The sequence below is a fragment of the Enterococcus sp. GC34 genome, from assembly GCF_040886645.1.
Taxonomy (GTDB): Bacteria; Bacillota; Bacilli; order Lactobacillales; family Enterococcaceae; genus Enterococcus; species Enterococcus faecalis.
Genome location: NZ_JBFOEF010000007.1, coordinates 24,658 through 50,487 on the forward strand (window position 1 = coordinate 24,658; position 25,830 = coordinate 50,487).

The 25,830-nt window shown below is 36.7% G+C and carries 25 protein-coding genes and 1 tRNA gene; 4 read left to right on the forward strand and 22 right to left on the reverse strand.

What is annotated here, in order from left to right:
- The first annotated feature begins 95 nt into the window (after positions 1-95).
- Positions 96-2,333, forward strand: a complete 2,238-nt coding sequence (locus AB3I72_RS08230; RefSeq protein WP_368023809.1) for an ATP-binding cassette domain-containing protein — start codon at positions 96-98, stop codon at positions 2,331-2,333.
- Between the two features lie 103 nt (positions 2,334-2,436).
- Here the strand turns inward: AB3I72_RS08230 and AB3I72_RS08235 are convergent, their stop codons facing one another.
- The 3 genes from AB3I72_RS08235 to AB3I72_RS08245 are packed head-to-tail and all read right to left on the reverse strand — an operon-like array spanning position 2,437 to position 4,773.
- Positions 2,437-3,093, reverse strand: coding sequence for a 5'-methylthioadenosine/S-adenosylhomocysteine nucleosidase (locus AB3I72_RS08235; RefSeq protein ID WP_061100728.1), 657 nt, complete (start codon positions 3,091-3,093; stop codon positions 2,437-2,439).
- 17 nt (positions 3,094-3,110) lie between these two features.
- Entirely contained in the window at positions 3,111-4,166 is a 1,056-nt protein-coding gene (locus tag AB3I72_RS08240; RefSeq protein ID WP_252654678.1) for an endonuclease, read from the reverse strand.
- A gap of 22 nt (positions 4,167-4,188) precedes the next feature.
- Complete coding sequence (locus tag AB3I72_RS08245) at positions 4,189-4,773, reverse strand: AAA family ATPase (protein WP_002364651.1); 585 nt, start codon at positions 4,771-4,773, stop codon at positions 4,189-4,191.
- A gap of 176 nt (positions 4,774-4,949) precedes the next feature.
- Here AB3I72_RS08245 and AB3I72_RS08250 point away from each other — a divergent pair, with 176 nt between their 5' ends.
- Positions 4,950-5,684 (forward strand): alpha/beta fold hydrolase, encoded by a 735-nt coding sequence (locus AB3I72_RS08250; protein WP_368023810.1) that lies wholly within the window; start codon positions 4,950-4,952, stop codon positions 5,682-5,684.
- Entirely contained in the window at positions 5,681-8,212 is a 2,532-nt protein-coding gene (gene mprF / locus AB3I72_RS08255) for a bifunctional lysylphosphatidylglycerol flippase/synthetase MprF (protein WP_002358907.1), read from the forward strand. The genes AB3I72_RS08250 and mprF overlap by 4 nt, the downstream gene beginning before the upstream one ends.
- Before the next feature lie 70 nt (positions 8,213-8,282).
- Here the strand turns inward: mprF and AB3I72_RS08260 are convergent, their stop codons facing one another.
- On the reverse strand, positions 8,283-9,095 hold the full coding sequence (locus tag AB3I72_RS08260; RefSeq protein WP_002355927.1) for a pyruvate, water dikinase regulatory protein: 813 nt from the start codon (positions 9,093-9,095) through the stop codon (positions 8,283-8,285).
- Positions 9,096-9,107: 12 nt separating this feature from the next.
- Positions 9,108-9,737, reverse strand: a complete 630-nt coding sequence (locus AB3I72_RS08265) for a helix-turn-helix transcriptional regulator (protein ID WP_002355926.1) — start codon at positions 9,735-9,737, stop codon at positions 9,108-9,110.
- 169 nt (positions 9,738-9,906) lie between these two features.
- Here AB3I72_RS08265 and ppdK point away from each other — a divergent pair, with 169 nt between their 5' ends.
- Positions 9,907-12,552: a pyruvate, phosphate dikinase gene (gene ppdK, locus AB3I72_RS08270; protein ID WP_368023811.1), complete on the forward strand. Its 2,646-nt coding sequence runs from the start codon at positions 9,907-9,909 to the stop codon at positions 12,550-12,552.
- Positions 12,553-12,665: 113 nt separating this feature from the next.
- On the opposite strand, the gene AB3I72_RS08275 is transcribed toward ppdK, so the two are convergent.
- From AB3I72_RS08275 to AB3I72_RS08355, 17 genes are all read right to left on the reverse strand, one after another.
- Complete coding sequence (locus tag AB3I72_RS08275) at positions 12,666-12,998, reverse strand: putative quinol monooxygenase (protein WP_002358903.1); 333 nt, start codon at positions 12,996-12,998, stop codon at positions 12,666-12,668.
- A 167-nt stretch (positions 12,999-13,165) separates the two neighbouring features.
- Complete coding sequence (locus AB3I72_RS08280; RefSeq protein ID WP_368023812.1) at positions 13,166-13,651, reverse strand: hypothetical protein; 486 nt, start codon at positions 13,649-13,651, stop codon at positions 13,166-13,168.
- 120 nt (positions 13,652-13,771) lie between these two features.
- Positions 13,772-13,845 (reverse strand) — tRNA-Ile (locus AB3I72_RS08285).
- 42 nt (positions 13,846-13,887) lie between these two features.
- Positions 13,888-14,277, reverse strand: a complete 390-nt coding sequence (locus tag AB3I72_RS08290; RefSeq protein WP_002410143.1) for an MAG6450 family protein — start codon at positions 14,275-14,277, stop codon at positions 13,888-13,890.
- A 3-nt stretch (positions 14,278-14,280) separates the two neighbouring features.
- Complete coding sequence (locus AB3I72_RS08295) at positions 14,281-14,736, reverse strand: Panacea domain-containing protein (RefSeq protein ID WP_202255171.1); 456 nt, start codon at positions 14,734-14,736, stop codon at positions 14,281-14,283.
- Positions 14,737-14,993: 257 nt separating this feature from the next.
- The gene (locus tag AB3I72_RS08300) at positions 14,994-16,253 is read right to left on the reverse strand and encodes a LysM peptidoglycan-binding domain-containing protein (RefSeq protein WP_368023813.1); all 1,260 of its coding nucleotides are present in this window, start codon (positions 16,251-16,253) and stop codon (positions 14,994-14,996) included.
- 4 nt (positions 16,254-16,257) lie between these two features.
- Entirely contained in the window at positions 16,258-16,461 is a 204-nt protein-coding gene (locus AB3I72_RS08305; RefSeq protein WP_010711247.1) for a phage holin, read from the reverse strand.
- Positions 16,462-16,463: 2 nt separating this feature from the next.
- Positions 16,464-16,697, reverse strand: a complete 234-nt coding sequence (locus AB3I72_RS08310) for a hemolysin XhlA family protein (RefSeq protein WP_002367247.1) — start codon at positions 16,695-16,697, stop codon at positions 16,464-16,466.
- Positions 16,698-16,731: 34 nt separating this feature from the next.
- On the reverse strand, positions 16,732-16,869 hold the full coding sequence (locus AB3I72_RS08315) for an XkdX family protein (protein ID WP_002380794.1): 138 nt from the start codon (positions 16,867-16,869) through the stop codon (positions 16,732-16,734).
- Positions 16,869-17,243 carry a hypothetical protein gene (locus AB3I72_RS08320; protein ID WP_368023814.1) on the reverse strand — a complete coding sequence of 125 codons (375 nt, stop codon included), beginning with the start codon at positions 17,241-17,243 and terminating at the stop codon, positions 16,869-16,871. Before AB3I72_RS08320 ends, AB3I72_RS08315 begins: the two co-directional genes overlap by 1 nt.
- A 14-nt stretch (positions 17,244-17,257) precedes the next feature.
- Positions 17,258-17,809: a hypothetical protein gene (locus AB3I72_RS08325; RefSeq protein WP_002417849.1), complete on the reverse strand. Its 552-nt coding sequence runs from the start codon at positions 17,807-17,809 to the stop codon at positions 17,258-17,260.
- Positions 17,809-18,126 carry a hypothetical protein gene (locus AB3I72_RS08330; protein ID WP_002383822.1) on the reverse strand — a complete coding sequence of 106 codons (318 nt, stop codon included), beginning with the start codon at positions 18,124-18,126 and terminating at the stop codon, positions 17,809-17,811. Before AB3I72_RS08330 ends, AB3I72_RS08325 begins: the two co-directional genes overlap by 1 nt.
- On the reverse strand, positions 18,119-18,436 hold the full coding sequence (locus tag AB3I72_RS08335) for a hypothetical protein (protein ID WP_368023815.1): 318 nt from the start codon (positions 18,434-18,436) through the stop codon (positions 18,119-18,121). Before AB3I72_RS08335 ends, AB3I72_RS08330 begins: the two co-directional genes overlap by 8 nt.
- On the reverse strand, positions 18,429-19,337 hold the full coding sequence (locus AB3I72_RS08340; protein ID WP_368023816.1) for a phage baseplate upper protein: 909 nt from the start codon (positions 19,335-19,337) through the stop codon (positions 18,429-18,431). The genes AB3I72_RS08335 and AB3I72_RS08340 overlap by 8 nt, the downstream gene beginning before the upstream one ends.
- A gap of 14 nt (positions 19,338-19,351) precedes the next feature.
- Positions 19,352-22,066 (reverse strand): phage tail spike protein, encoded by a 2,715-nt coding sequence (locus AB3I72_RS08345; RefSeq protein WP_368023817.1) that lies wholly within the window; start codon positions 22,064-22,066, stop codon positions 19,352-19,354.
- Entirely contained in the window at positions 22,048-22,782 is a 735-nt protein-coding gene (locus tag AB3I72_RS08350; RefSeq protein ID WP_368023818.1) for a phage tail protein, read from the reverse strand. Before AB3I72_RS08350 ends, AB3I72_RS08345 begins: the two co-directional genes overlap by 19 nt.
- Positions 22,772-25,666, reverse strand: a complete 2,895-nt coding sequence (locus AB3I72_RS08355; protein ID WP_368023851.1) for a tape measure protein — start codon at positions 25,664-25,666, stop codon at positions 22,772-22,774. The genes AB3I72_RS08350 and AB3I72_RS08355 overlap by 11 nt, the downstream gene beginning before the upstream one ends.
- Between the last annotated feature and the right edge of the window lie 164 nt (positions 25,667-25,830).

The window sequence follows — 25,830 nt, forward strand, 5'->3', positions numbered from 1 at the left end:
ATTAAAAAGTAAAGTTCTCTTGAAAATTCCAATGTTCAACTTTTAGGCTAGGTTCTTTTTATATGCTAAAATAGAATAGAAACGGAGGTTTTTTAATGGAATGGATTGAAATTAAGCACGCAACACAAAATAATTTGAAGAATATCTCTGTCAATATCCCTAAAAAGCAACTAACTGTTGTTACTGGACTTTCGGGTTCAGGAAAGTCCTCCTTAGTATTTGACACATTAGCCGCTGAATCACGTCGTGAACTAAATGATACATTTAGTTCGTTTGTTCAAAACTACTTACCCAAATATGGTCGTCCAGAAGTTGAAAAAATCGAGAATCTTCCTGTTGCAATTGTCATTGACCAGAAAAAAGTAGCAGGTAATTCTCGTTCGACAGTGGGAACGTATACAGATATTTATACGTTTTTACGTTTGTTGTTCTCACGAGCAGGTTCTCCATTTGTTGGTTATTCAGATACTTTTTCGTTTAATCATCCGGATGGAAAATGTCCCACATGTGATGGCTTAGGAAAGATTACCGAAATCAATCTTCATCAGCTAGTTGATTTTGACAAATCATTAAACGAAGGCCCTATCGATTTCCCCACATTTACAGTTGGCAACTGGCGGTGGAAACGTTATGCCCATAGTGGTCTATTTGATTTGGATAAAAAAATCAAGGACTATTCTCCTGAAGAGTTAGCATTATTTTTATATGCTCCACAACAAAAACTAGCTAATCCACCCAAAGAGTGGCCTCATACAGCTTTGTATGAAGGAATCGTCCCGCGCATGCAACGTAGCATATTGCATACAGACGAAGGCAAACGTCATCAAAAATACCTTAATCACTTTGTTACCGTAAAAAGATGTCCTGATTGTTTAGGAAGTAGAGTCAATGAACGTGTTCGTAGCTGCAAAATTAATCAGAAAAGTATTGCTGATGCTGTTGACATGCCACTCACTGAATTACATTCTTTTATTCGTTCAATGGACCTATCCTTAATAAAAACTATTCAAGAAGAGCTACTTGTACGTCTAGAAGCATTAATTAATATCGGTCTCTCCTACCTCACATTAGGACGAGCAACTGAAACACTTTCTGGTGGTGAAGCACAGCGGATTAAAATTGCTAAGTATGTAAACAGCGCCTTAAACGATATTATGTATATTTTAGATGAACCAAGTGCTGGCTTACATCCAAAGGACATCGAACGGATCAGTCGTGCGTTGCTCAATTTAAAAAATAAAGGAAACACCGTGGTTCTGGTGGAACACAATCCACAATTAATTAGAGAAGCTGATTTTATCATCGATATAGGACCTTTCGCAGGCGAAAATGGTGGCCATGTCCAGTTTTCAGGAACGTATGACGCATTTTTAGCCTCCAAAACCTTGACTAGTCAAGCGCTTCAAGAGCCGCTCCCTTTAAACGACCAACCAAGAAAAGCAAGGAAGTCTTTAACAATCGAACATGCGACACTGCATAATTTAAACAATCTATCTGTCGAAGTTCCGTTAGGAGTTTTGACTGTTATTTGTGGGGTCGCTGGTTCAGGTAAATCATCATTAGCGGAAGAAATTTATCAAAAAGCCCAAGCTGATAACCAAGAAATTATTCATCTTTCACAAAAAAGCATTACCGCAAATTTACGATCCACACCAATGACATATCTCAATATTTTTGATAAGGTCCGCAAACTGTTTGCGGAAGAAAATCATGTTAGTCCAGCTTTATTTAGCTATAATTCCAAAGGCGCCTGTCCTACTTGCAAGGGGAAAGGCATAATTGTCTCCGATATGTCTTTTATGGAGGATGTTACTAGTATTTGCGAAACCTGTCACGGAACGCGTTACAAAGAAGAGGTGCTTCATTATCTGTATAACGGAAAAAATATCGTTGAAGTACTAGCTTTAAGCGTTAAAGATGGCTATGATTTTTTCAAAGACCAGCCTTTTGCTCTTTCATTAAAAAATTTACTAGAAGTTGGCTTAAGCTATCTTAAACTCAATCAATCGCTCTCAACATTATCTGGTGGCGAATTGCAAAGGGTAAAATTAGCAGACACACTTCACCAAAAAAAAGCTATCTATTTAATGGATGAACCTACAGATGGCTTACACTTAATTGATATCCAACAAAGTCTTCAACTTTTCAATCGAATGGTAGAAGAAGGAAACAGCTTAATTTTATTAGAACATCACATTGATGTGATTAAAAGTGCCGACTGGTTGATTGAACTAGGTCCCGAAGGTGGAGAAAATGGCGGACAGCTTCTTTTTACAGGAACGCCAGCAAATATGTTAAATTCCACTCACTCTATTACTAAAGGCTATCTGTAAAATAATTGGAACAATAACAATGTTACTTTTATCCCCAACCTATATTACTTTTTAAGCTTGGAACAAAAATCTTTCTGGATTTTTGTTCCAAGCTCTTTCTTTTTTAATTTATATATGCACAGACCAATTCAAATACTTTTTCCATTGCCTGTGTTTGTGTATCTTCTGTTACTTTGACTGCGTTAGCATCCGCTCTATCGCAAATAATTCTTATAGAAACAAAAGCGCAATCATTTAAAAAGCAGCATTGTGCAATAGCTGCGGATTCCATATCCACACAGTCAATAGAGAATTGTTCAATTAAGTTTCTTTTTTCAGTTGTGTCACAAACGAAGCCTTCTCCAGTTCCAAAACGAACACACTTTATCTTTTCATCTAGATGTTGAAGTTCGGCCAGCATTCCTTTATCTCCTTTATAGTACAGCTGATAAGGAAATTTATTGATTGACTGTCTTTCACGAATATCGTAATGGCAGTATTCCTCACCTAGCACCATCTCAAAGAGTTGCAGTTTTTCATTTAAACAGCCACAAATACCGATATTAATTAGTTGTTCTATTTGAAATGAATCAATAAGTATTTGACTATATAGCGCAGCATTCGTCTTTCCTTGTCCTGCACAAACCATAATGACTTGCGATGTTTTTTGTTCATAAATATAAAATGTATTTTTTGCTAGCTGTATCTTTCGTTGTGGTGGAAAATATTCCAATAATTTTTGAAGCTCTAAATCCATTGCGGCAATAATTCCTAATTTCATCTATCTCCTCCTTTTTTCTATTTCAACCCAACTTCCATCTTCACAGGTTGGTGATCTGTATATTTAAATTGTTCGTCCTTTGTTTTCACGCTATGAACAGCCACATTATCAGAAACAATAAAACCATCAATTACATACACTTGGGATGTTTCATAGGAGCCAGTGTAAGGCTTATTAAGCACCCGCACAGTCGGTTGTTGGTCATCATAAGCAAGTGAAAAATGTTTAGGTAAGTCTGCTGGATCAATTTCTCCTGGTACCCAACCAGCTTCCCCTAAGTCAGGATATCGATGACTGCCTTTGAAAACTTGATTAAAGTCACCTCCAGCAATTACATAGTTTCCTTTAGCGTATTCTTGGGATAATACGTCAGCTAACTTTTTGCTTTGAGCAATCTTCCCTTCCCCATTGTCATAGGCTTCCAAATGTAAGTTAAAAACCACTAATTCTTTGTCTGTGCCTTTAATTGGAAAGCGCGTTTCTAGAAGCGCTCGTTTTAAGTTACTAATGCTAACGGGCCAACGAAAGGGATTTGGTAAAGCAATGCGTTTGGCCTCTGTTATTTTTTCATTTGATAATGTTAATAAACCACTTTCTACTCGTCCAATCGGCGGCCAAGGAATGGGCACATAATCTACCTTAAAGTTATAAGCAAATGCGCTGTTCAGCTGTAGCTGTTTTTGTAATTCTTCCTCTTGATTGACTTCATAAGAACGTTGCGAGCGACGATCGACTTCTTGGAATAAGTAAATCATCGCTGGTAATTCTTTTAAAGTTCCTTCAATGCCTGTTAAATTCTGTTGGACCATTGCCTTATTAACTGGTTGGACAGTTTTGCCACCGTCCATAAAAAAATCTTCTGTTTGTCCTAGGCCGGCATAGCCTATGTTATACGTGACTAAAGAAATGGATTGCTTTTTTTCGATGGTTTGCTCTGAAAATTGTTTATTTATAGCAACTGGTTCAACCGCTCGTGGTCGAAACTCTCGAAAGGTTAAATATCCTATCAAAATTAAAGCTATGCTTAAAAGAAGGACCATCAAGCTACCGAGATATTTAAAAAACTTTTTCATTGATTCCGATGTTCCTTTCACATTATGTCAAACCAAAAGTAGCAATTATCTTCGTTGCTACTTCTTCTGGTGTCATGTTTGAATTATTTATTTTCGTTATTTTTACATTTGGAAATGTACTTTCTAGTTCACCTTCGTGGCTTACTAATCGATGTTCTTTAAAGGTATTGAGTAATTCTTTTCGAGAAAAGTCGACATCGCGTTTTGAAGGTTTTGCCTCTAGCCGCTCTGGATGAACATTCCGTTCTAGGCGGATTTCTGTTGAAGAGACGAGTTCGACGAAATAAACGGACTCATGTTTACTAAGAAAAATTTCTGATATTTCTTCTAAAAATTGAAAATCCTGTTCTTGATCAAAAGCAATCACCACTGTAAAAATAATGTTTTTTGTTGTATTTGTGGCTGGATTTTCTACAAAGGCATGAAAAAGTTCCTTTCTAACGGAATCAGACAATTGAAACGCACGTTCCGTATACCCAAGATAGTTTGCAAATAAGTCAATGGTTTGATGATTAAATAGTAATTTAGCATCTAACTGCTTTTCTAAAGCCTTGCCAACGGTCATTTTCCCGACAGCTTGTGCACCAATTAAAACGATTAAAGACATCAACTTTCCCTCCTCTAGTCTAATTTTTAGGTGGCTATCTTCTACTATATCACACTATATTACAACACCTTACAAAACTGTTCGGAAAATTTTCTGTTTTTTATTACAAAAAAAAGACAAAAGACTCTATAATGAGAGAGGACTCGATTGATTATAGATGAGATAGGTGACGGAGAATGACAATAGAAAAATATTTTCAAACAATAGATGGCAGTCAAATTTTTTATCAAATTTTTGGCAAAGAAACAAATTACCCCCTTGTGTTACTTCATGGTAATGGCAATGATCATACTTTTTTTAATTATCAAATTTCTTATTTCTCCAAAGAGTATCAAGTTATTGCGGTGGATACCCGCGGACATGGACGTTCCACCAATACACAAAGTCAATTAACTTTTCCGCTTTTGGCAGAAGATTTAGCTGGTATTATTCAACAAGAACACTTAACAAAAATTAATTTATTGGGCTTTAGTGACGGAGCAAATATTGCCATGGTTTTTACCCATTTATATCCTGATTTCGTCAATAAACTCGTCTTAAATTCTGGAAATGTCACCATGTCTGGTCTGAAAAAATATGTAACGATTGCCACTTATTTTCAATATTGGTTTTGTCGTATTGGCGCCTTTTTTTCAAAAAAATTGCGCGCACGGCTCCCTATCGTGGCTCTGTTATTTGAAGATACTGGACTGACAAAACAAGATTTAGAACACATCCCCTGTCCTACTCTTGTTATTACTGGCAGTCGAGATTTAATTGCGCTTTCCCATTCACGGGCGATTGCTGATGCCATTCCTGCTGGCAAATTGGTCTTGGTAAATAAACAGGGTCATTTATTTGCCAAAAACTCACCAGATATTTTTAATAAAACAATCGAAAAATTCTTAAAGGAAATGAAGGTGTCTAAATGAAACAAATTATTCATTGGATCAAAACGCATACAGGATTACTAAAAACACTGTTTGTTATTGCGGTCTCAATTATTGTTGTTGCCCAACTTTTATCAATTGGTAAAACGATCTCATTTGAACAGTTAAAACAGATTTTTGATGAGATTCCGCTATGGAAATTGTTATTGATGATGGTTATCGGTTTAGTTTCCGTTACTCCGATGCTAAATTATGACTTAACATTAAATCGCATTTTAAACTTGAAAGTCTCAAAACGGGAACTCCTTGAATCTAGCTGGATTGTCAATACAATCAATAATATTGGTGGATTCGGTGGTTTGGTCAGCATGGGACTTCGTTCTGAATTTTATGGAAATAAAACAGAGGAAAAGAAAATTTTACCTGCGTTAACCCATATTTTACTTTTTGTGTTATCCGGTCTATCTATTTATAGTATTCTTTGCTTTTTCCTTGTTCAGTTTGATCCAAAAATGGCTTATTTACAGCAATATTGGATTTGGTTATTAGGTGGCGGTCTTTATTTCCCATTACTTTATCTTATTTTACATTTCCAAAAAAATAGTTCCTTTGGTAACCTCGATGCAAAAAATCGCTTATCTTTAGTTGTTTCTTCGTTTTTAGAATGGACAGGTGTTTTAATTACCTTTATCAGTATTGGTTACTTATTAGATGTACCGATTCCTTTAATTGATATTGTTCCTTTATATGTAGCAGCTTCGATTATTGGGATTGCTTCGATGATTCCAGGGGCTTTAGGTAGTTTTGATGTCATGATGATTTTAGGACTGAGCAACTTAGGTGTCGATCGTGAAATTATTGTTTTGTGGTTATTGCTCTATCGTTTATTCTATTATATTATTCCTTTCTTAATTGGCTGTTTGTTCTTTACAAAACACTTAAGCCAAAAGTTGGATACTCACTATCGTCAATTGCTGAAACAAATTACTTTGGAAATTGCCCACAAGCTGGAAGTGGTTTTACTTTATTTTTCAGGAATTATGATGGTGCTCCTAGCCACTATTCCAGAAGCCTTCACTCAAGTGCATTGGTTAAGAGATATTAACCCCTTCCGTTCTCATATTATTATTCAAATTCCGAGTATTGTTTTAGGCTTTGCATTATTAATTATGGGACGTGGGATTGCTGATCGTGTTAAAAGAGCCTATTATCCAACGATTATTTTATTAATTGGTGCTATCTTGTATTCATTTGTTGTTGACTTTAGTATGTTTTCCATTTTCTATTTAGCTATTTTATTATTTATCGTTATTTTTTCAAAATCAGAATTGTACCGTGAACAACTGGTTTACTCTTGGGAGTGGATGACGATTGATGGGTTTATCTTTGGCTTGTTGACCTTATTATACCTAGTAATTGGTGTTTATAATTTACCGAACTTCCCACACCATCGTCATCATTTTGTGGAATTTTTCTTGTTCCCTTCCGAACGGATCTGGTTGTCAGGATTTATCGCTATCCTCTTAGTTATGAGTTTTAACTTTCTATTTGTTCGCTACCTCCAAGGGAAAAAACACCAAGTTGGTGAGTTTCCAGAAGATAGTATCTTGCATAATATCTTAACAACTTATGGCGGGAATATTGACAGTGAACTTGTCTTTCTTCATGATAAACAGGTTTTCTTATATCCCAAAGAAGAACCGACTGTCTTTTTACAATTCAACACCATTAATAATAAATGCGTTGTGATGGGCAACCCTTCTGGGAACAAAGAAGATTTTCCTGCGGCGATTGATGCATTCCTTAAAGAAACAGATCGTTTCGGCTATGTACCCGTCTTTTACGAAACCAATGAGGACAGCGTGATGTTACTACACGAATACGGCTACGAATTTATCAAAATGGGCGAAGAAGCCTTAGTTAATCTAGAAACATTTACGATGTCTGGGAAAAAATTCAAAGGTACCCGCGCAGTGTTTAATAAAATTACCAAAGCCGGCTATTCATTTGACGTACTCCAACCTCCTTTTAGTGCCGAACAAATGCACGAATTAAAAGCTATTTCGGATAGTTGGTTAGACAATCGAAAAGAAAAAGGCTTTTCACTAGGATTTTTCGATGAAGCGTATCTTCAAAGAAACCCAATTGCTGTTGTCCGAAATGCTGAAGGAGAAATGGTCTCTTTCGCTAATATCATTCCTAGTTACACAAATGAAGTTGGTACCATCGACTTGATGCGTCACCATAAAGAAAAAGCCCCTTCTGGAAGTATGGATTTCTTATTTATTCATTTATTTGAATATATGAAAACAGAAAATATTCATTATTTCAATTTAGGGATGGCTCCGTTAGCCAACGTTGGTCAATCAAGAAAAAGTTTTATTCAAGAACGGATTGCTGCGTTAATTTATGAATTTGGTTCAGAAATTTACTCCTTCCAAGGATTACGCGAATACAAGGAAAAATTTGCTAGCAAATGGCAACCCCGCTATACACTGTATTCTAAAAGTAGTTGGATTGTCTACGTGATGATCGCTTTACTCATTGTCGATCAAAAAAATATTGACTAACAAAAAGAAGCCCAATTAAGTATAAAAAGCTTGGCAACTTCACTGAAATTTAGTGAGGTTGCCAAGCTTTTTAATTTCTTTCATCTAGTTTTTCTTTAATTAAAAAGGCTGTTTCTTCGACAGATTTTGCGGTTACATCAATCACTGGGATGCCATACTTCGCAAAAATTTCTTCGGCATAAGCTAATTCTTGTTCAATCCGTTCAACATTGGTATAACTGGTCTCATTACCTAAACCTAAGGAAGCCAACCGACTGCTACGAATCTGTCCTAATGTTTCTGGCGAACAAACTAAACCAATCATTTTTTGTGGATCCATTTCTTCCAAAATTGGCGGCAATGGAACTTCTGGAATTAATGGTAAGTTAGAAACGCGGTATCCTTGATTTGCTAAATACATACTGACTGGCGTTTTTGAGGTCCGCGAAACGCCTAACAACAATATATCAGAATCAAGAAACCCTTGAGGATTTTTGCCATCATCATATTTTACAGCAAATTCAATCGCTGAGATTTTATCAAAATAGGCACGATCTAGCTGGTGGCGTCGTCCAGGCTCTTCAATAGGATCTACTCCGGCTTTCGCTTGAATTAATTCAAAAAATGGCGCCATTAAATCTAAATATAACAACCCTGTTCGTTCACTAAATTCTTTCGCCGCTGTGATTAGTTGTTTACTGACTAATGTACTGACAACTAAGGCTTTATCTTTTAAGGCATCTTTTAAAATCTCTAATAATTCTTCTTCTGTTGTGACAAAAGAAAAATTGTATCGATTAAGAAAAGAAATATCTGGATATTGTGCGCTTGCTGCAGCTAACAATTTTTGTGATGTTTCTCCAAGTGAATCGGAAATAGTATAAACAATGATCTCTTTTTTCATAATTAAGCTCCCTTATCTATTTTGTGCGGCTTCTTTCGCTTGTTGCGTAATATAGGTTAAAATTTTCGTTTTCGTAATTTTTCCAATAACTTTTTTAGGATTTTCTTTTTCAACGACTGGCAAAGAATCCACTTCGTATTTTTGCAAAGTGTCAGCAGCTTCAAGAATAGTAAATTCTGGTGTGCAGGTTTTCACATGTGGCACTCTTGTCATACAAACAGCAACAGGTGTGCCATCAATATTTGTATTTAAAGAGGCTCGTAATAAATCTTTTCGTGACAAAACCCCTAATAATTCTTTTGCTTCATCCATGACATAAAGAGAACCGACATCATACATAAACAAGTTGGTAATCGCATCTCGAATTGAGGTGTCTTGGGCAACCATCAATGGTGGACTCATGATCTCCTGAACTTTTGTTTGAAAAACGTCAAAAAAGAAAAAAGCCTCCATGTTATCACTTTCGTAAGTATAACCAACTTTCGGACTTGCTTTTAAAATTCCTGAAAGTGTTAAAAAAGACAAATCAGAACGCAATGTCGCACGTGAAACGGCTAGTATGTCCGAAATGCGTTCACCACTAACTGGCTGATGCTCTTTTACAACAGCGATAATTTGCTCTTGTCGTTTACTTAATTTCATCATTTCCTCCTCAATTCCTCTTAAACAAATTGTGCATCCGCTTACAATTATACACATATTTATTGTTTTTTCAACATATTGACAAGAAACTTTTTCTATTGACAAACTTATTTCCGTCTATTATGATGTTTATTGAACATATAAGACACATATTAAACGGAGGTCACGCATGAAAAAGTTTATTTATTCTTTTAACGAAACACACAATGAAGGTAAAGAGACTCTTGGTGGTAAAGGGGCGAACTTGGCAGAAATGACACGCTTAGGTTTGCCGATTCCGCAAGGATTCACGATTACAACCCGTTGCTGTATGGACTATTTGGCAGATGCTACTTTCTTTGAAGAATACTTACAATCAGAAATTTTGAAAGCGGTTAAAAACTTAGAAACTGAAACAGGCAAATCTTTTACCGCGGATAATGAGATTCTCTTAGTTTCTGTTCGCAGTGGTGCTGCCTTCTCGATGCCTGGTATGATGGATACTATTTTAAATTTGGGTTTAAATGATCAACGTGTGAAAAAATTTGCGACCTTAACCTCTCCTGGTTTTGCTTTTGATTGTTATCGCCGACTTATTCAAATGTTTGGAGACGTCGTCTATCACATTCCCAAAGAATTATTTGACCAACAAAAAGAGCGCTTGGAACAAGAGCTCAACAAAAAAATTACCGCTTTTCAAGAAGAAGATCATTTCGCCTTGATTGTCCGCTACCAAGAAGTTTTTGAACAACATCAGGTGGTCTTCCCGCAAGACCCTGTCGCACAACTTTTTGAAGCAATCAAAGCTGTTTTTGATTCATGGAATAATCAACGTGCGGTGGTTTATCGAAACTTACATCATATTGCACATGATTTAGGTACAGCTGTCAACATTCAAGAAATGGTTTTCGGCAATCGTGGACTAGACAGTGGCACTGGCGTTGTTTTTACTAGAAATCCGGTCACAGGGGAAAATCAACTGTTTGGAGAGTTTCTTTTGAACGCGCAAGGAGAAGATGTAGTGGCTGGTATTCGGACGCCAGAACCCATTCGTCGTTTACGTTTGACTATGCCAAAAGTTTATCAAGATTTTCGCCATTACGCAGAACTTTTAGAATATCATTATCGTGACATGCAAGATATTGAATTTACCATTGAAAATGAAAAATTATATATTTTACAAACAAGAAACGGAAAACGAACCGCCGCAGCTACGGTTAAAATTGCTTTAGACTTAGCCAAAGAAAATCGTATTACTAAACAAGAAGCACTGTTGCGTGTGACACCTGATACGATTGATCAATTAATTCATCCCGTGTTTGATCAAGAGAAACGACAACACATGGAACGCTTAGCTATGGGTCTTCCTGCTAGTCCTGGTGCAGCAAGTGGCCAAATTGTTTTTACAGCAGAAAAAGCCAAAGAACTGACCAATCTAGGAAAGAAAGTCATTCTTGTTCGTCAAGAAACTTCACCAGAAGATATTGAAGGCATGGTTGTAAGCGAAGCAATTGTGACCAGTCGTGGCGGAATGACTTCTCATGCCGCTGTGGTCGCACGAGGAATGGGAACTTGCTGTGTGACTGGTTGTGAAAGTTTAACCGTCAATGAAGAAACCAAACAACTACACTGCGGGCCACAGGTCATCTTAGAAGGAACAATCATTTCCGTCGATGGCTCAACGGGGGAAATTTATCTTGGCGAAATTCCCACAATTTCTGCTGATAATAACGATGACCTTCAAGAGCTCTTGTCTTGGGCAGATGCGTATGCTGATTTAACTGTTCGTGCCAATGCAGAAACTACACAAGATTTAGAGACTGCTATCCGTTTTGGCGCAGCGGGGATTGGTTTAGCGCGAACAGAGCATATGTTTTTCGGTGAAGAGCGTGTCTTGGAAATGCGTCGCTTGATTTTAGCAGAGTCTGAAAAGGAAGCAACCTATGCGTTGGAACAACTTCTTCATTTTCAACAGGAAGACTTTTATCAAATGCTGAAAGTAGTTCAAGACAAGCCCATGGTGGTCCGCTTGTTAGATCCACCGATGCATGAGTTTTTACCTCATGAAAAGAATGATATTCAATTATTAGCGAAGCAACTACAACGGTTCCCGGTGACCATCGCCAAACAAATTGAACGGTTACAAGAAACCAATCCAATGTTGGGACATCGTGGTTGTCGCTTAGGTGTGACCCAACCACAAATATACAAAATGCAAGTTACAGCCTTATTTACTAGTGCCATTCGATTAGTCAAAGAAGGAATTACTGTTTATCCAGAAGTGATGATTCCTCTAATCGCCGAAAAAGAAGAACTTCTCTATCTCAAACGCATTTTAAAAGAAACGATTGACGGTCTCTTTGAAGAACATAAAATGACTCCTTTCCCTTACGAAATCGGGACAATGATTGAACTACCTAGAGCTTGTCTGATTGCGGATCAGTTAGCAGAAGAAGCAGACTTTTTCAGCTTTGGAACAAATGATTTAACACAAATGACCTATGGCTTTTCTCGTGATGATATCGGTAAATTCATTAATACGTATCGGGAAAAGAAAATCATTACCCAAGATCCGTTTCAATCATTAGATCAAACAGGTGTTGGTCAACTGATTCAATTAGCTGTAGAGAAAGCGCGTCGTACTAAACCAAACATGAGTATTGGCGTATGTGGAGAAGTCGGTGGTGATCCGCAATCCATCACGTTTTTCCAAACACTTGGCCTAAACTACATCTCTTGCTCACCTTATCGGGTACCTATTGCGAAACTCGCAGCTGCCCAAGCCAAAATTTTAACCGAACCGGCTGTGACTGAAGAACAAATGGTCCTTCTTTAATTTAACGTGTGTAACAAATGATTCATCCTTACAAGATAAAAAGTGCTAGGAACATCAGTCGAAACGATTGATGTTCCTAGCACTAAATTTTAAGATCAATGATTGCACTCTGGTTATTTTCTTATAAACGCAGCATCTTTTGTCAAGGGGTCTGTTACATCTGATACATATCTTTCTACTTTCATATGCAAATCATATTTTTCTCTAAGTTCCGTAATACGGGTCATCATTGGAGAAGCGTGGTGTTTGTCTAATGCTTCCTGGTCTGTCCAACTATCAATCAGCAGAACTGTTTCTTCATCGTCCATTGGAAAAAAGTATTCATAGCGACTATTCCCTTTTTCTGCACGGATTGCCTCTACAATTCCGCTGGCAATCATTTCTTTGGCAAATTCTCTTGCACGTCCATTTGTCCCACTATAATAAATATTTATAGTAATCGCCATCTGTCTTCCCCCCCTAAATTTACTTGCCTTTTTACGTTCCCGACTAAGGTTTTTCATCATTTTACTGTGTTCTTCTGTGTTCGAAATCACTATAATATAGCAATTCTGTTTTGTAAAGAAAAATAGAACTCTAAAATTTTTGGCACATTTTTTGGCACATTTTTTGTTTATTCTATCCAAGTATCATCAAAATATTCATCGACAAATTCATCTATTGTTTCGTCGTGTTCTGGTTCTTCCTCAAATGGATTTTCTTCAGGTATATGATCTTCGCTCCATTTCGTGAAGTTATGAATCTGAATATGTCTTATGTCGTAAAAATCTACTTCATTTTCTCCAATCAACACGACGTCAAATTCTGCCATCCCACGGAAAACTCCGAAAACGTGTGGCTTCACTCGTTCATATTCATCTAATGAGTTCAACTGGATTTCTAGTACCTTATTTTGCTTAATAGAGCGATCTAAAAAATATTCTATTTGTCGCTGTGATTGCTGCGGCAATCTATCAATATTGCGAGCATGATATTCATCAGTACTCTTTATTGCTTCAGTCAATTCACCCAACGGAAAAGCTGTGGGCCACTTTAATTCGAATGGCCTGTCAACATAATCATTGTAAGGTTTAAACTCTTTTTTAGTTCGTCTCACCATCTGATACACTCTCCTATCAGAAATATTATACGAACGTTTGTTCTATTTTTCAACAAAAAAATATTAACATAACAAAAAAACACCTATCTCTCATAAGAAAAAGAGGTAGGTGTTTAACTATGGACCATACAGGACTCGAACCTGTGGCCTAACCGTTATGAGCCGTTTGCTCTAACCAACTGAGCTAATGGTCCTGAAAAAATACCTCTTAAATAATAAGAGGTATTAATAAATTACTATTTGCATTTATGAGACTTATGTTTTGGATCAATCCTGTATATCACTAAATACCCGTCTTCATTATAATAACCAAATACCCTAAATGGATTTTGGTCTTTGCCATAATGATAAACTTCTCTTTTGATCCCATTAATTTCAACTTCTTCATAATTACTTCCTCGGCCTTTTGTCCGCAAAAATAATTTATCGACCTCTGTAATTGATAAATTTTTTCCTGCTGTTTCAGCTATAAATTTATCTAATTCTTTCAAAGAACCTTTATCCATTTTTTTGAAGCAGTATTTATTGTCCAAACACTCTTGAATACAAAATCGAAATTTCATTGATTTTCTATCTAAAAAAGAACCATTTTCTACAACTACATCTCTTGTTAATTTCTTCGCCAACTATTAGTCACCTACATACACACTTTTATAATAATTAGCCATGTCTTCTGTAGATATTTTTTCCCTACAACTATCTCCTTCTGAAACTCCAGCTCTTAATCTTGCTTGTTTCCAAGGTAATTCTGTATGAGTCAATGCTTCAAGCTCATTTGCTGACTTATCACCATAAGTAATCCAAACTGATTCTAGAACATCCACAGTTTGATTATCTATTGCAGCAGGTGAAGTACATTTAGGAATAGAATTCCATTTATATTCTCTATATTTATTATACAATTCTGGAGAAACAGGTCCATGCGCCCAAGCCTGAAATTCAGAATCATCTATTATGCTGTCATCTAAAAGTGCATTGTTCCACGCTTGTGCATAGTAACAAAGTTTTTGTAACTTTTTAGGAGTCATTGACTCTTTATTCAAAAACCAATCAGCTATTTCAAAAATACTATATTTTTTATTCATACTAGCCCCTCCTTAACACTTATAATATAACATTTAGCTACATTATATGCAATAAAAATATAGCATACACCCCTTTGGAAAACGGCATTAAAACAAGTTTAAGAAGTTTTTTTCACTTACAAACACGTAAATATGCCTAATCATAAGCTGGTTATCATATTTGTTAAGTTTAATTAAATAACAAAAAAAGAGCCACCTTGGGGAAGGTGACTCAAGAGAAATTTAAATAAGTGTAATCTTATTTTATATTAAAACTATCAATAGTTCAACGTTTGTCCTGGATAAATCACGTTAGGATTATCTATACCGTTTTGTTGTGCTAACTCTTGATAAGTCGTGCCAAGCTTAACTGCAATGCTTGATAATGTGTCACCGTATTGAATCGTGTAAACGTTGCTTACTGCTGATCCATTGACTTTCAAAACTTGACTAGGATAAATAAGATTTGGATTAGCCAATCTATTTAAAGCCGCCAACGTTTGATAGTCTGTTCCATATTGATAAGCAATGCTGGATAACGTTTCACCGTATTGTACCACATGGGTTGCCTCTGGTTGCTTATCAGGGACAACTGTTGCATCTGGCAATAGTTCAATATCCCCTTTACTAATCCACGATAAGATGCCTTCTAACAATACTCTGCTTCCAGTTACTTCTTGCACTTTGTAACTATTGCCTTTTACCCATTGCGGAATAGCTTCGCCAGTTGCCCATGCATCTACATTAAATTTCACTTTAACTGTGTCGCCGACTTTAACATCAGAATTAGATGTTTTTTCGATTTCTTCACCTGCATCTGTTGCTGGCGTGTCCGTTTCTGGCTTATTGGTATCTGTGTAGCCATTATCAGTAATACCTGTTAAGTCTACGTTACCATCTAACCCACCAGCAATATAAGTAGATGTAAACTGCCAAATTGCAATACCATCCATACTTGGAAAATAGTTATACAACGGACTTGGTGTTATCTCATAACTAGGATATGCAGCAATCCATAAGGAATTAGGGAACTCTTTAATAATTCGCTGATAGTCTACGTATTGCAACGTAAAAGGTTTATAGCTGTAATACATTGGCGTATACCCTGCTTGTTTGATGCGGCGCATACCATACAAAATCGTTTCTGTATTTGCGTTTACATCAGAACTAGCGCCATGTTCAAAATCTAATGCAACGATGGAATTTTTAGGTGTTTGGATGCGTGGCAAGAAGTAATCCATTGTCATTTTGGCAATATCCATGTTTCCCCAGGTGTCATACCAAATATAGGTATGCGCACGTTTACCTTGAGCAATAGCACTTGCTACTTGGGTTTTATAAGTATACTGTTCGTAAATACCACTTGCATTGTAGCCACCAATTTGAGCGATAGTAAATTTATCATGTGCATAGCCAAAGCGACCTTGTTCACCTTGATAAATCGCCCAATCCACACCTTGGTCACCTTTTGCAGCAAACACATTTAAAGGCATAAAAAATAGAGCGATTAACGCTCCTACTAAAATTTTCTTTTTCATTCGTTTACTCCTTGTCTTTTAAATTATAAGCTGACACGCCTGTTATTACTCCTAAAAAAGTTGCAATAGCATTGATAGTTAAAACAGCCATATCTGTTTGTTGCCAACCGTAGGCTTTGCCTAACGTTGCTACTAAAACAGAACTAGCAGGAAGCACGGTTAGCACTCCCCATTTGATGATTTTGTAATACTTGTCTGGTAATATCATTTCTAAATTCCTCCTAAGTATTTCGTGATTAAATAAACAGCAACAGAAACACCAATTCCTGCAATTGTTCGCCACGTCCACTTTTGATTCTCTTTTATTTCCGCAATATCGCCTTCATTGTTTTTGGCCATTGAGAGCGCTATGTCTGCTTTCTCTCTTAATTGTTCATGATTATCCAACTTTGTTTCAATCCGTGCCAAACGATCGACGATTTCAATTAAAGGCTCATCTTTCAAGTTATCGTCTCCATCCCTCTAACAAAAGAACCGCCTAGCTTTTGCTAAACGGTTCACCTGTCATTTTAGTAAATTCATCTTCTGTAATACAACTAGGCACAAATTCTGCAACCTGCTCTGGAGTAAATAGTCCCCAATCATACATCAGTTTAATGTCATCATATGAATACATTATTTTGCACCTCCGATTTGTTCTTTAATAGCGTCAATTTCTCTTGTATTTTGAAGAGAAGTAAGCATCGTCTTAGAATTGATTTGTGCAAGTGATTCTGCTTTAGCAGTTAGCTTTTCATTTGCTTGTTTTAACTCACTATTTGAAACTTCTAAGCCATTAGCAAGATTTTCTAACAAATTCAATTTTTTTGTATAATCCTGTGTCACTGCTTCTTCCCATTTTTGTTCTGAAAAGTTAAAGAATTGGGATTGTTCATTCACTAAATTTTCTAGTGGTTTCTCCTCTACAAATGGCAATGCTACAACATAATCATCTTGAACTTCAAAGGTTTGAAATCCTACTGGGTAGAGTACTTTATATATTTTTTTCATTTTATTATCCACTCCTATTTACGACGCATAACGCCGATTTCTCTAAAAACAATTTTTTTATTTGCTTCATTTAATGTGTTTGCAGTATCTCCTGTAATCACTAAAGATGTACCAGATTTAGAAATAGATATTTTTTTATACGCCATTGTTGGGTCTGCTGAAGCAGAACCTACCCATGCAACTGCTGGTAATTCGTATTTTAATTTTGTGATATTCGGAGTAACTGGTATTGAGTGAACAATACCGCCACTGTTATCGTTGTAACGCGAGAATATCAAAACAATTTCATCTACATTGCTGCTGTTTGAAATTGTTACTGATTGAGATTCTGTCAAATAAGCACCAGTGCCATCCCAGTAGTCTTTCACCACCTCATAGGTTGGTTTTGCATTAACTGATACAGATTTCCCACCAATTTGGATTCCATCTTGAAAATTCTTTGTCCCTAAAACAGTCTCATTTCCAACGGCCTTTACTAATTTTCCTTCCACGCCGTCAATAGCATCTGCATGTGTTTTCATATACTTTACAACACCATTTTCTTTTAGCTGAACGATATCTGCCATTACGCTTCACCTACCTTTTCAAATGTAAAAACTGGTAATGCATCCAATTTTGCTTTATCCGTTTTAGACATTAAACCGTCTTTTTCAGAAGTGGCATTGCTAGGAAGCGTTGGAATAACAGTTGTGTCTGGCAGTGCTTTTACATCAGAAGCAGTTAAAATAACTTCACCTGTATGACCATTTACAGACGAGACAGTGCCTGCTTCAGCACCACTAATTTTTCCATCAACAAATTCATTTAATCCAACAACGCCAGCTGTACTAGTTTGTACATCAATAGCTACGCCGTCTTTTTTCACTACATATAAATCAGGCATTTATTTCTTCATCTCCTTTTACTTTTTCAAACTCAACACCAGAACCACCTAGTTTTCCAGCTTCATAATCAGCTAAAATTAGTTTGAATTTTTCATATTCTTCTTGAGAAATCATAATCCCATCGTTAGGTAAATCTAAGTCTGCACGCGTAATAATAACTGCTCCAGTTTTTCCGTTAACAGATAAAACTTTTGCCTGTCCGCTCATTATTTCTGATAAACCAAGGATTGCTGAAAAATGTGTAATAGGAAAAAACTGACGTTTAATCCCATTTTCATCAGTTTCCATCATTCTTTTAGCATCAACCATTGTCTACACCTTCAATCGTAAAAACATTTTGTTTTGAATCATCAACTGTCGCTATAATTAACGCCCCTTCTTCAATTGGATGATTAACTGTTCCCAATACTTCAACTTCATGATTCTTAGAAAATGAATTATCCTCTAAAATTTCTAACGTGTTTACATTGCCATATTTGACGGTGTATAGTCGTTCTTCTAATCTCTGATACAAATATTCCATATCCGACAACAAACGCTCTGAAAGTGAATTGTGGCGCACTCCTTGTATGTCTACACGTGCATCCATTAATTCGGCTAACATTGTGCCGCCTGGATCAACAGATTTTAAGATATCTTTGATTGATTCGAACCACATTAGATAATCTGTTTCTTGACCGTTCCGCCAAGCTTCAAATGTATCTTGTTGATTTTTGCGCCACTTTTCAAACTCTTCTTTTCTAGCGTTCATCCATGCTGTGAAGTCGCCTTTATTTTCATTGATAAAAGCGGTCATATCAGCTATCAAATCTTCTATTGATTGCCAATACGAACCCATTTCACCTTCTGTTTTAGAAACAGCATTCACAACAAAGTAAGAAAAGTTCTGCGTTGAGCCAATTAGATTGTCGCCTTTATGAATACTGAAGTATGCTTCCTGTCTGTGCAATGACTGCATAGAATATTCATCAAAGGTATACTGGATAATCCCTTTTTTGGCATTCACAATTTTTGCTACTCGTTGAATCGGATATTTGTTATCAATAACTGATTCAAAAAAAACTTCGCAACCTGTTAAATCAAGTGGCAAAGCATTTTCAACTAATACAGCTTCTAAAACCTCAGTATTTCGGTTCCCTTGTCGCACATTTTGAATACCAATGTAATTGTATGGCTCCGTGGTGCTTAGTGTCGCTTGCCATTTAACCATTTGTTTGCTCCTTTCTAAAAATTAATAACATCACGTGGGTTGATTCGTTGCCACTGTCCACCTTTCCACACTTCAAAGTGAAGGTGAATACCTTTAGCAAGTCCAGTGGATCCCATTATCCCAACACGACTACTAGTAGTCACTTTTTCGCCAACAACTAAATCAACTGAATCCAAATGACCATAATAGGTCCAATAACCATCATCGTGCTTAATTACTACATAATTTCCTCCTGTTCCGTCATAAGTGACAGTTTCAACTGTGCCGCAACGTGCCACATAAACAGGGGGACTCGTGCCTGCTGGCACTGAAGCAATATCTATGCCGCCGTGAATAACGTTCGTTCCCCAGCCAATCTGATCCCATTCTTGAGTAATCGTATAAGTTGAACGAACAGGGTTCATCCAGGTTAGCTTGCTAGGTTTCAAGTCTTTCAGCAAGTTGTACCAATATTGAGCCATCGGAATTCGTTCTGGATGTGTGACCGCTGGGCGTTCAAAGTTCGCTTCAAATGCCATCGTTGCAGTGCCAATATCTGTTAGTGCTTTGAACTCTGCAACGGAATATGGATAAGCCGCGGAAGGAATATATTGACCATTATGCATATGCCAATCTAATAATTTCAGCTGCGTGGTAATATTTCGATAGTCGCCACTGATACCAGCTTGAGCCAATAATCGTTGCACATAAGCACGGCCACTTTCACCAGCGATTGGCGACGTCCATTGAACTAGACCATAACCAGGACCTCCGCCACCTTCATCGATATCGGGCATGATTCCAGATTCTTGATCCATGTTCCCTAAAATCCCAGCGGTTGCTTGTTCGCTGTATCCTTTTGATTTCAAGAACTGCCAAACCGCCCAAGCATTTTTCTCTTTTTCGGTTGTTAGCTCTGGTGGTACATCACCATCATTGCCGCCTGATCCATCACCAGGTATTACTTCTTTACCTCCGACAATCAATCTATCAACATAAATAGTTGATTTGTTACCGCCTTTTCCGATGAAATAAGAGTTATTAGCAAGATTCCACTGGGTAGCTCCCCTAATGATCAAACCTGTACTTTCTTCGTTAGAAAGACCGATGATGTTAGTGGGACTGTTACCCACAAGTAACAACGATTTACCATCTGTTACTACGGGATTACCATTCGCGTCGTTTAATAATGGAAATGGGTTTCCTTTAGTCCCCATGTTGCCTACAGGGCTCGAACCATCCCAAAACCCCATGCCTTTTCGGGTTAGTTCCATTATTTTAGTTTTCCCATTCCAAGCTTGCAGAGCGCCGTTAACTAAACGCAAAATATCTCCATATGCATTGAATGATGTCTCAAAAATATCAGATCTAATTTTCCCCGATCGGATAAAGTCGGCATTTAAAATACCATCAATGGTCCAAGCGTTTCTAAAGGGGCCTTTCCATCCAGTAGTTGAAAAACCGAGACCTTGGTTATTAATAGCGATAACATTCTTCGCGGTATCTGTGGAATCTGTATCCATAAAATAAAGCGTATGTGGCCTATTTTTAGGATATTGAAGAATACTACCACCTTTCACGCCATTGATTAAATCGGTAATGTAATCAATAAAGTTACTCATGTAGTCTTTTTTAGTTAAGGTTTTAATTGCTTCTTGAAAATCTTGACTTTGCTGTTTATAAAAAGCAACTTGGATATCTCCAGCAGTAATCTTTATTGTTTTTTCTGCTAAAGCATCATAGACAATCCCTGTAACTTTCGTTTGAATGTCAATATCATAAAACTTGTGATACACAGTGAACGTATCGAATAAATTATAGTTTCTCATTTTCGCAAATTCTTTTGCTTCTTCTGAATCTGTGAGTTTCTCAATTTCTAGTTCAATAGAGACTTTAGGCTTATCACTTCCTGGATATAATGTAGTGAAGTATTTACCTGCTACTTTATTTAAGCTGGATAAATCTTTTACTCCTTGATCTTCAGTAAACTGAACGTATTGAGCGTAAACATCTGGATACTTGGTAATATATTCGCTTTTAACCGCATTTCCATAAATCCGTTGAGAAGTTCCGTCTGCTCCGCTTTGTAGCTCTGCAAATGGTAAAACTTTAGTAACAATTGATTGCCAATCAAATTTAATGGTTAATCCTTTTAAATCCTTTCCATAACGAACAGTTCCAACGTTATCTCGTCCTCTACGTCTTAACAAAGATAATTTAAAAGGTTCTCGTTTGATTTCTCCACCCCAATATTGAAGCAAAGAACCTTGTTCGCCAGCAATACAATTAAGTACGTTTCTAGCTTCGAATACCGTACTAGAAGCTGTGTTAATATCAGAATGAAGTTTGATATCGCATGGTTCATCCATGTTCTGTTCGATTAATTTCATTGCTTCTGCACCATTACGATTATCAACTGTAACTAGCCTCACTTGTCTGTTTCCTAGTTTATAAGTACGAGATTGAGCATAAATGACAATACTATTGGTAAACGTATCTTTAAACGTTTGTTTGATCTCGAAAATGTGATATTCTTCTAAATCGTTTGGCTTTGCTTTAATTTGATAGCCATTTTCGAAATAATCACTAAATCTGCTAATCGCTGGATAGTCCATTTCTAGTTCATATTTTCCGTTTGCTTCTTCAGTGATTTCGCAACGTGTCGCATCAATAAGACGTCCTAAGCCGTTTGTTGTAAAATCTTTTTCTCCAGGTTTAAAAATAACTGGAATCAAACTTTCCGCCTCCAATTAGGCTGAACCTTAAACTCTGTCACTTTTCCAGTCCAGCGAAAATTATTTTCTCCACTTTTTAAAATTGGGTAATCTTTGAAAAGTGTTTTATGATCCAAGATTTCAAACGCTCCACCTGATTTTCGATAAGCTTCTTGTTTTTCTGAATCAATAATGATATCTCCATCTATAGCTTTTAATGCGTATTCCTGATTATTGATGAAAAAAGAAATATCCCCAGAACCCAAAATCTCAATAGTAGGTTCTGAAGGATATTTTTCTGTGTTTATTAATTGTTTAGGATTACTTGTCCAATATTGGCCAATACGATTTTTTTTGAAAGGTCGGATACTTACAGTAAACTCAAAAGGAATTAAAATCCCTGTTTTTCTTGTTCCTGTAAACTTTGGCGGACTTGTTACGATAGCTTGATAGATGTAATGTTCATCAAAATAAACTATGAAGTCCGAATAGTTGCCCATATCGAGCCAGAACGAGATTTCATCTTCTAAGAAAGAAACTTCTTGTAAATTTCTTGCTTTTGCATAGCATGTAATGGTGCGATCTACATTTTTATAATACTCAAAATCAACAGCTATTGAGTCATTACCCATTCGTTCCCTCAGCTCTACTACACGTCCCGCAGAAAGCCGTTCAGGTCTTTCTCTCATAAACACATTGAATTCAGAGCTATGTTTTCCATTAAGAAAAAACTGACCTCTTTTAAATTCCACCAAAAGCACCTCCTACTGCATCGCTATCTCTATTTTTGACGACTTGAATGTATTTAACTAATTTTTGAGCCATGCTCATTAATTGCTTATCATCTAATTCACCCATTGCTTGTAAATTAATGTTAAAGGTATCACCACCAACGGTAGTCGTTGCATTGTTGTTCTTATTCGATTTAGATGCTTGAGATTCCTGTTGACTAACATATCTACCTGTGACAGAAAAATCCGGTAATTCTGTTGGTAAATCAGCCATATTTTTAACCGATTTATCCAAAGTTCCTTTTTCTTGGTCAATGCCATCCACAACACCCAACACGATATTTTTACCTATCATGTCACGCATCCAACGTGAAGGAGAATGAATTTTTAAAGCTCCTTTAATCCCATCTTTAATATTCCCAGCAACTTCTTTAATTTTTTTACCAACAGCACCAATCATGGACCCGATACCATCGACCAAACCTTGAATAATGTTTTTACCAATTTCAAATAAATCAACATGTTTTAAATCTTCAAAAGTTTGTTTTACATTCGAAACCGTATCACTAACACTTCTTGTGAGATTATTCCATGCGTTTTTAGCCCCTTGTACCATGTTGTTGAAGGTTTCTATTGTGCCATTCCTAATTCTATACCAGGTTTGAACAACTCCATCTTTTATTCCAATTGCCGTATCAACAATCCACTGTTTGAAATTGGACCATGTATCTTTTGACCATTGAACAGTTGCATTAAATGTATCAATGGTTCCTTGTTTTAGGTTGTTCCAGCCATCAATTACACCATTTTTAATGTTTTCTACTGTTTCAAAGAACCAAGTTTTCAAACTTTCCCATATTCTAATTGCTTCAAATTTAATATTTATCCACGTTTCGATGATAGAATATTTAATTTCAATCCAAACGTTGATTGCTCCGTATTTAATGTCAATCCAAAGTAAGGTGAAAAATAACTTCACATCAATCCAAATCTTTTTAATTGTCAACATCAGTCCATTAAAAATAGAAGTGACTGAATAGGAAATAGCTGTGACAGTGTTATAAAAGATATTTTTAATACCAAACCAAATAGTTTGGGCTGCTTCAGCAATATTATCCCAGACAGCAATCATGTTCTCTTTTGCTTCTTCCCATCCGCCTGTAATCATTGATGTGATGAAAAGTATTGGAGCTAACAGAACATTTTTTAGAATGGTAACGACATTTTCAGCGATCATTTTGACATTTTCAATGTTCGCTTTCATAGCGTTAACAACCATTTTAAACGCGTTTTTGATTCCTGTTACATATGGACCAATATATTTCCAAACAAAATCAAATGCTGTTGTGAAAACATCTGATATTGATTTTCCAATACCCTTAAACCAATCTTTCGCATTATCAAAGCCATTTTTAAAACTTTCACCGACACTTTTAGCACTATCAGCAGCACCCTGCTTGATATTTTCCCATGTGTTTTTTGAGCCTTCTTTTGTTGAATCCCAAAGTCCACTAAAGAATTCTTTAGTACCATTCCATTTATTTTTAACCCAGTCGGCTGCATTTCCAGGTGCTTCTTTCATCCATGTACCAGCATTTGAAAAAGCTTCTTTTGTGCCATCCCACATATTGCTGAAGAATTCCATTGTCGAATCCCAAGCTTTTACAACTACATCAGCAGCGCTTGAAATGACCTCCTGGATGTTTTTCCAAATGTTTTTAACAGCATCTCTAAAACCTTCATTGGTTTTCCAAAGATAAATAAATCCTGTGACTAACCCTACAACCGCAGCTAGAATAGCGACAAAAGGATTTGCTAACATTGTTGAATTAAGTATCGCTTGCGCAATTGATAGTCCTTCCGTTGCTTTTTGCCAAGCTGTAAATGCTGCACTTACTTTTTTAGCAAGCATTAACGTCCCGATGCTACCCGCTAAACCCGCAAGTAGCGGCGCATAAGGCTTTAACGTATCATACAATGTTTTAACTGTTTTTATCATTGGTGGAATCGTCTCAGCAAACTTAGATAAAGCTGCTTCCATCTTTGCGCCTTTGTCAGCAATGATTTCACTAATACTTCCAAAACCTGCACTTTTTAAGCCTTCGTCAATTTTAGTTACAACGTTAGCCACACCACGAACGATTGCTGTCTTCATGTTAGCCAATCCGGTTTTAATACCCGCGGTAGAATCTTTAGCAATCTGCTCTAATGATTTAAGGCCTCCACCGCCCTCTTTATTCAATTTAATTAGAGAGTCTTGAAATTCTTCAACTGAAATTGAACCATCAGAGAGACCTTCTTTCATCTGACCAGCAGTTAATCCCATTTGTTTTGCTAATGCATTTAGAGCTGGACCCAAACCACTGTTAATCATTGAGTTCCAAGTTTGCGCATCTACTTTACCATTTGAAAACGATTGGGACAGCTGGATGATGGCGTTGTCTACCATCTCAGCAGAACCACCGAAACCGAGAATTCCGTTATTTAAAGCCGCAAAAATCTGTTCTGATTTCCCTAAGTCATTTGTAGACGAAGCAATTAATTGAACACCTTTAATTGCGCTGTCTAAAGGTGTAGGCAACCCTTGGATACTCTTCTTTAAGCTATCCATTGTTTTTGATGTTTCACCAGCTGAAAAGCCCATATTTTCAAATACACGGTTTGCATTATTTAACGTATCCACACGATTAATGGCCCCATCGATGTTGCTGGTAATCAGCCCAATTCCTTTTGAAATGATTTTGGTTGCTCCGCTGGCTAAAAAGTTACCAACAAATGACGTCCAAATAGATCCAAGAGAGCGGCCGCCTTTTTGTCCTGTTCTGTCAACCTCTCCATCAAAACCTTGCAACTTTTTTACTGCCGAATTTAGACCTTGGGAGAATCCTGATTCATCTAGTATCATTTTTAAGACTAAGTCTTCATTGTTCAATAAGTACCCCCTCCCTTCTTAGAACATTGTGTGTTCATCAAGGAATTTAAGTTCTTCAAATTCTTTAACAGCATCTCTGAACGCATAAAGCTTCATAAGTTCGTTCAAGTCTGTATTCTCAATTTCGTTTAGTGTCC

Bases quoted from the DNA above. Each gene is read 5' to 3' on its own strand.
- AB3I72_RS08230 (WP_368023809.1), top strand. From the start codon at position 96: ATGGAATGGATTGAAATTAAGCACGCAACACAAAATAATTTGAAGAAT.
- AB3I72_RS08235 (WP_061100728.1), bottom strand. From the start codon at position 3,093: ATGAAATTAGGAATTATTGCCGCAATGGATTTAGAGCTTCAAAAATTA.
- AB3I72_RS08240 (WP_252654678.1), bottom strand. From the start codon at position 4,166: ATGAAAAAGTTTTTTAAATATCTCGGTAGCTTGATGGTCCTTCTTTTA.
- AB3I72_RS08245 (WP_002364651.1), bottom strand. From the start codon at position 4,773: ATGTCTTTAATCGTTTTAATTGGTGCACAAGCTGTCGGGAAAATGACC.
- AB3I72_RS08250 (WP_368023810.1), top strand. From the start codon at position 4,950: ATGACAATAGAAAAATATTTTCAAACAATAGATGGCAGTCAAATTTTT.
- mprF (WP_002358907.1), top strand. From the start codon at position 5,681: ATGAAACAAATTATTCATTGGATCAAAACGCATACAGGATTACTAAAA.
- AB3I72_RS08260 (WP_002355927.1), bottom strand. From the start codon at position 9,095: ATGAAAAAAGAGATCATTGTTTATACTATTTCCGATTCACTTGGAGAA.
- AB3I72_RS08265 (WP_002355926.1), bottom strand. From the start codon at position 9,737: ATGAAATTAAGTAAACGACAAGAGCAAATTATCGCTGTTGTAAAAGAG.
- ppdK (WP_368023811.1), top strand. From the start codon at position 9,907: ATGAAAAAGTTTATTTATTCTTTTAACGAAACACACAATGAAGGTAAA.
- AB3I72_RS08275 (WP_002358903.1), bottom strand. From the start codon at position 12,998: ATGGCGATTACTATAAATATTTATTATAGTGGGACAAATGGACGTGCA.
- AB3I72_RS08280 (WP_368023812.1), bottom strand. From the start codon at position 13,651: ATGGTGAGACGAACTAAAAAAGAGTTTAAACCTTACAATGATTATGTT.
- AB3I72_RS08295 (WP_202255171.1), bottom strand. From the start codon at position 14,736: ATGAATAAAAAATATAGTATTTTTGAAATAGCTGATTGGTTTTTGAAT.
- AB3I72_RS08300 (WP_368023813.1), bottom strand. From the start codon at position 16,253: ATGAAAAAGAAAATTTTAGTAGGAGCGTTAATCGCTCTATTTTTTATG.
- AB3I72_RS08305 (WP_010711247.1), bottom strand. From the start codon at position 16,461: ATGATATTACCAGACAAGTATTACAAAATCATCAAATGGGGAGTGCTA.
- AB3I72_RS08315 (WP_002380794.1), bottom strand. From the start codon at position 16,869: ATGTATTCATATGATGACATTAAACTGATGTATGATTGGGGACTATTT.
- AB3I72_RS08320 (WP_368023814.1), bottom strand. From the start codon at position 17,243: ATGAAAAAAATATATAAAGTACTCTACCCAGTAGGATTTCAAACCTTT.
- AB3I72_RS08325 (WP_002417849.1), bottom strand. From the start codon at position 17,809: ATGGCAGATATCGTTCAGCTAAAAGAAAATGGTGTTGTAAAGTATATG.
- AB3I72_RS08330 (WP_002383822.1), bottom strand. From the start codon at position 18,126: ATGCCTGATTTATATGTAGTGAAAAAAGACGGCGTAGCTATTGATGTA.
- AB3I72_RS08335 (WP_368023815.1), bottom strand. From the start codon at position 18,436: ATGGTTGATGCTAAAAGAATGATGGAAACTGATGAAAATGGGATTAAA.
- AB3I72_RS08340 (WP_368023816.1), bottom strand. From the start codon at position 19,337: ATGGTTAAATGGCAAGCGACACTAAGCACCACGGAGCCATACAATTAC.
- AB3I72_RS08355 (WP_368023851.1), bottom strand. From the start codon at position 25,666: ATGATACTAGATGAATCAGGATTCTCCCAAGGTCTAAATTCGGCAGTA.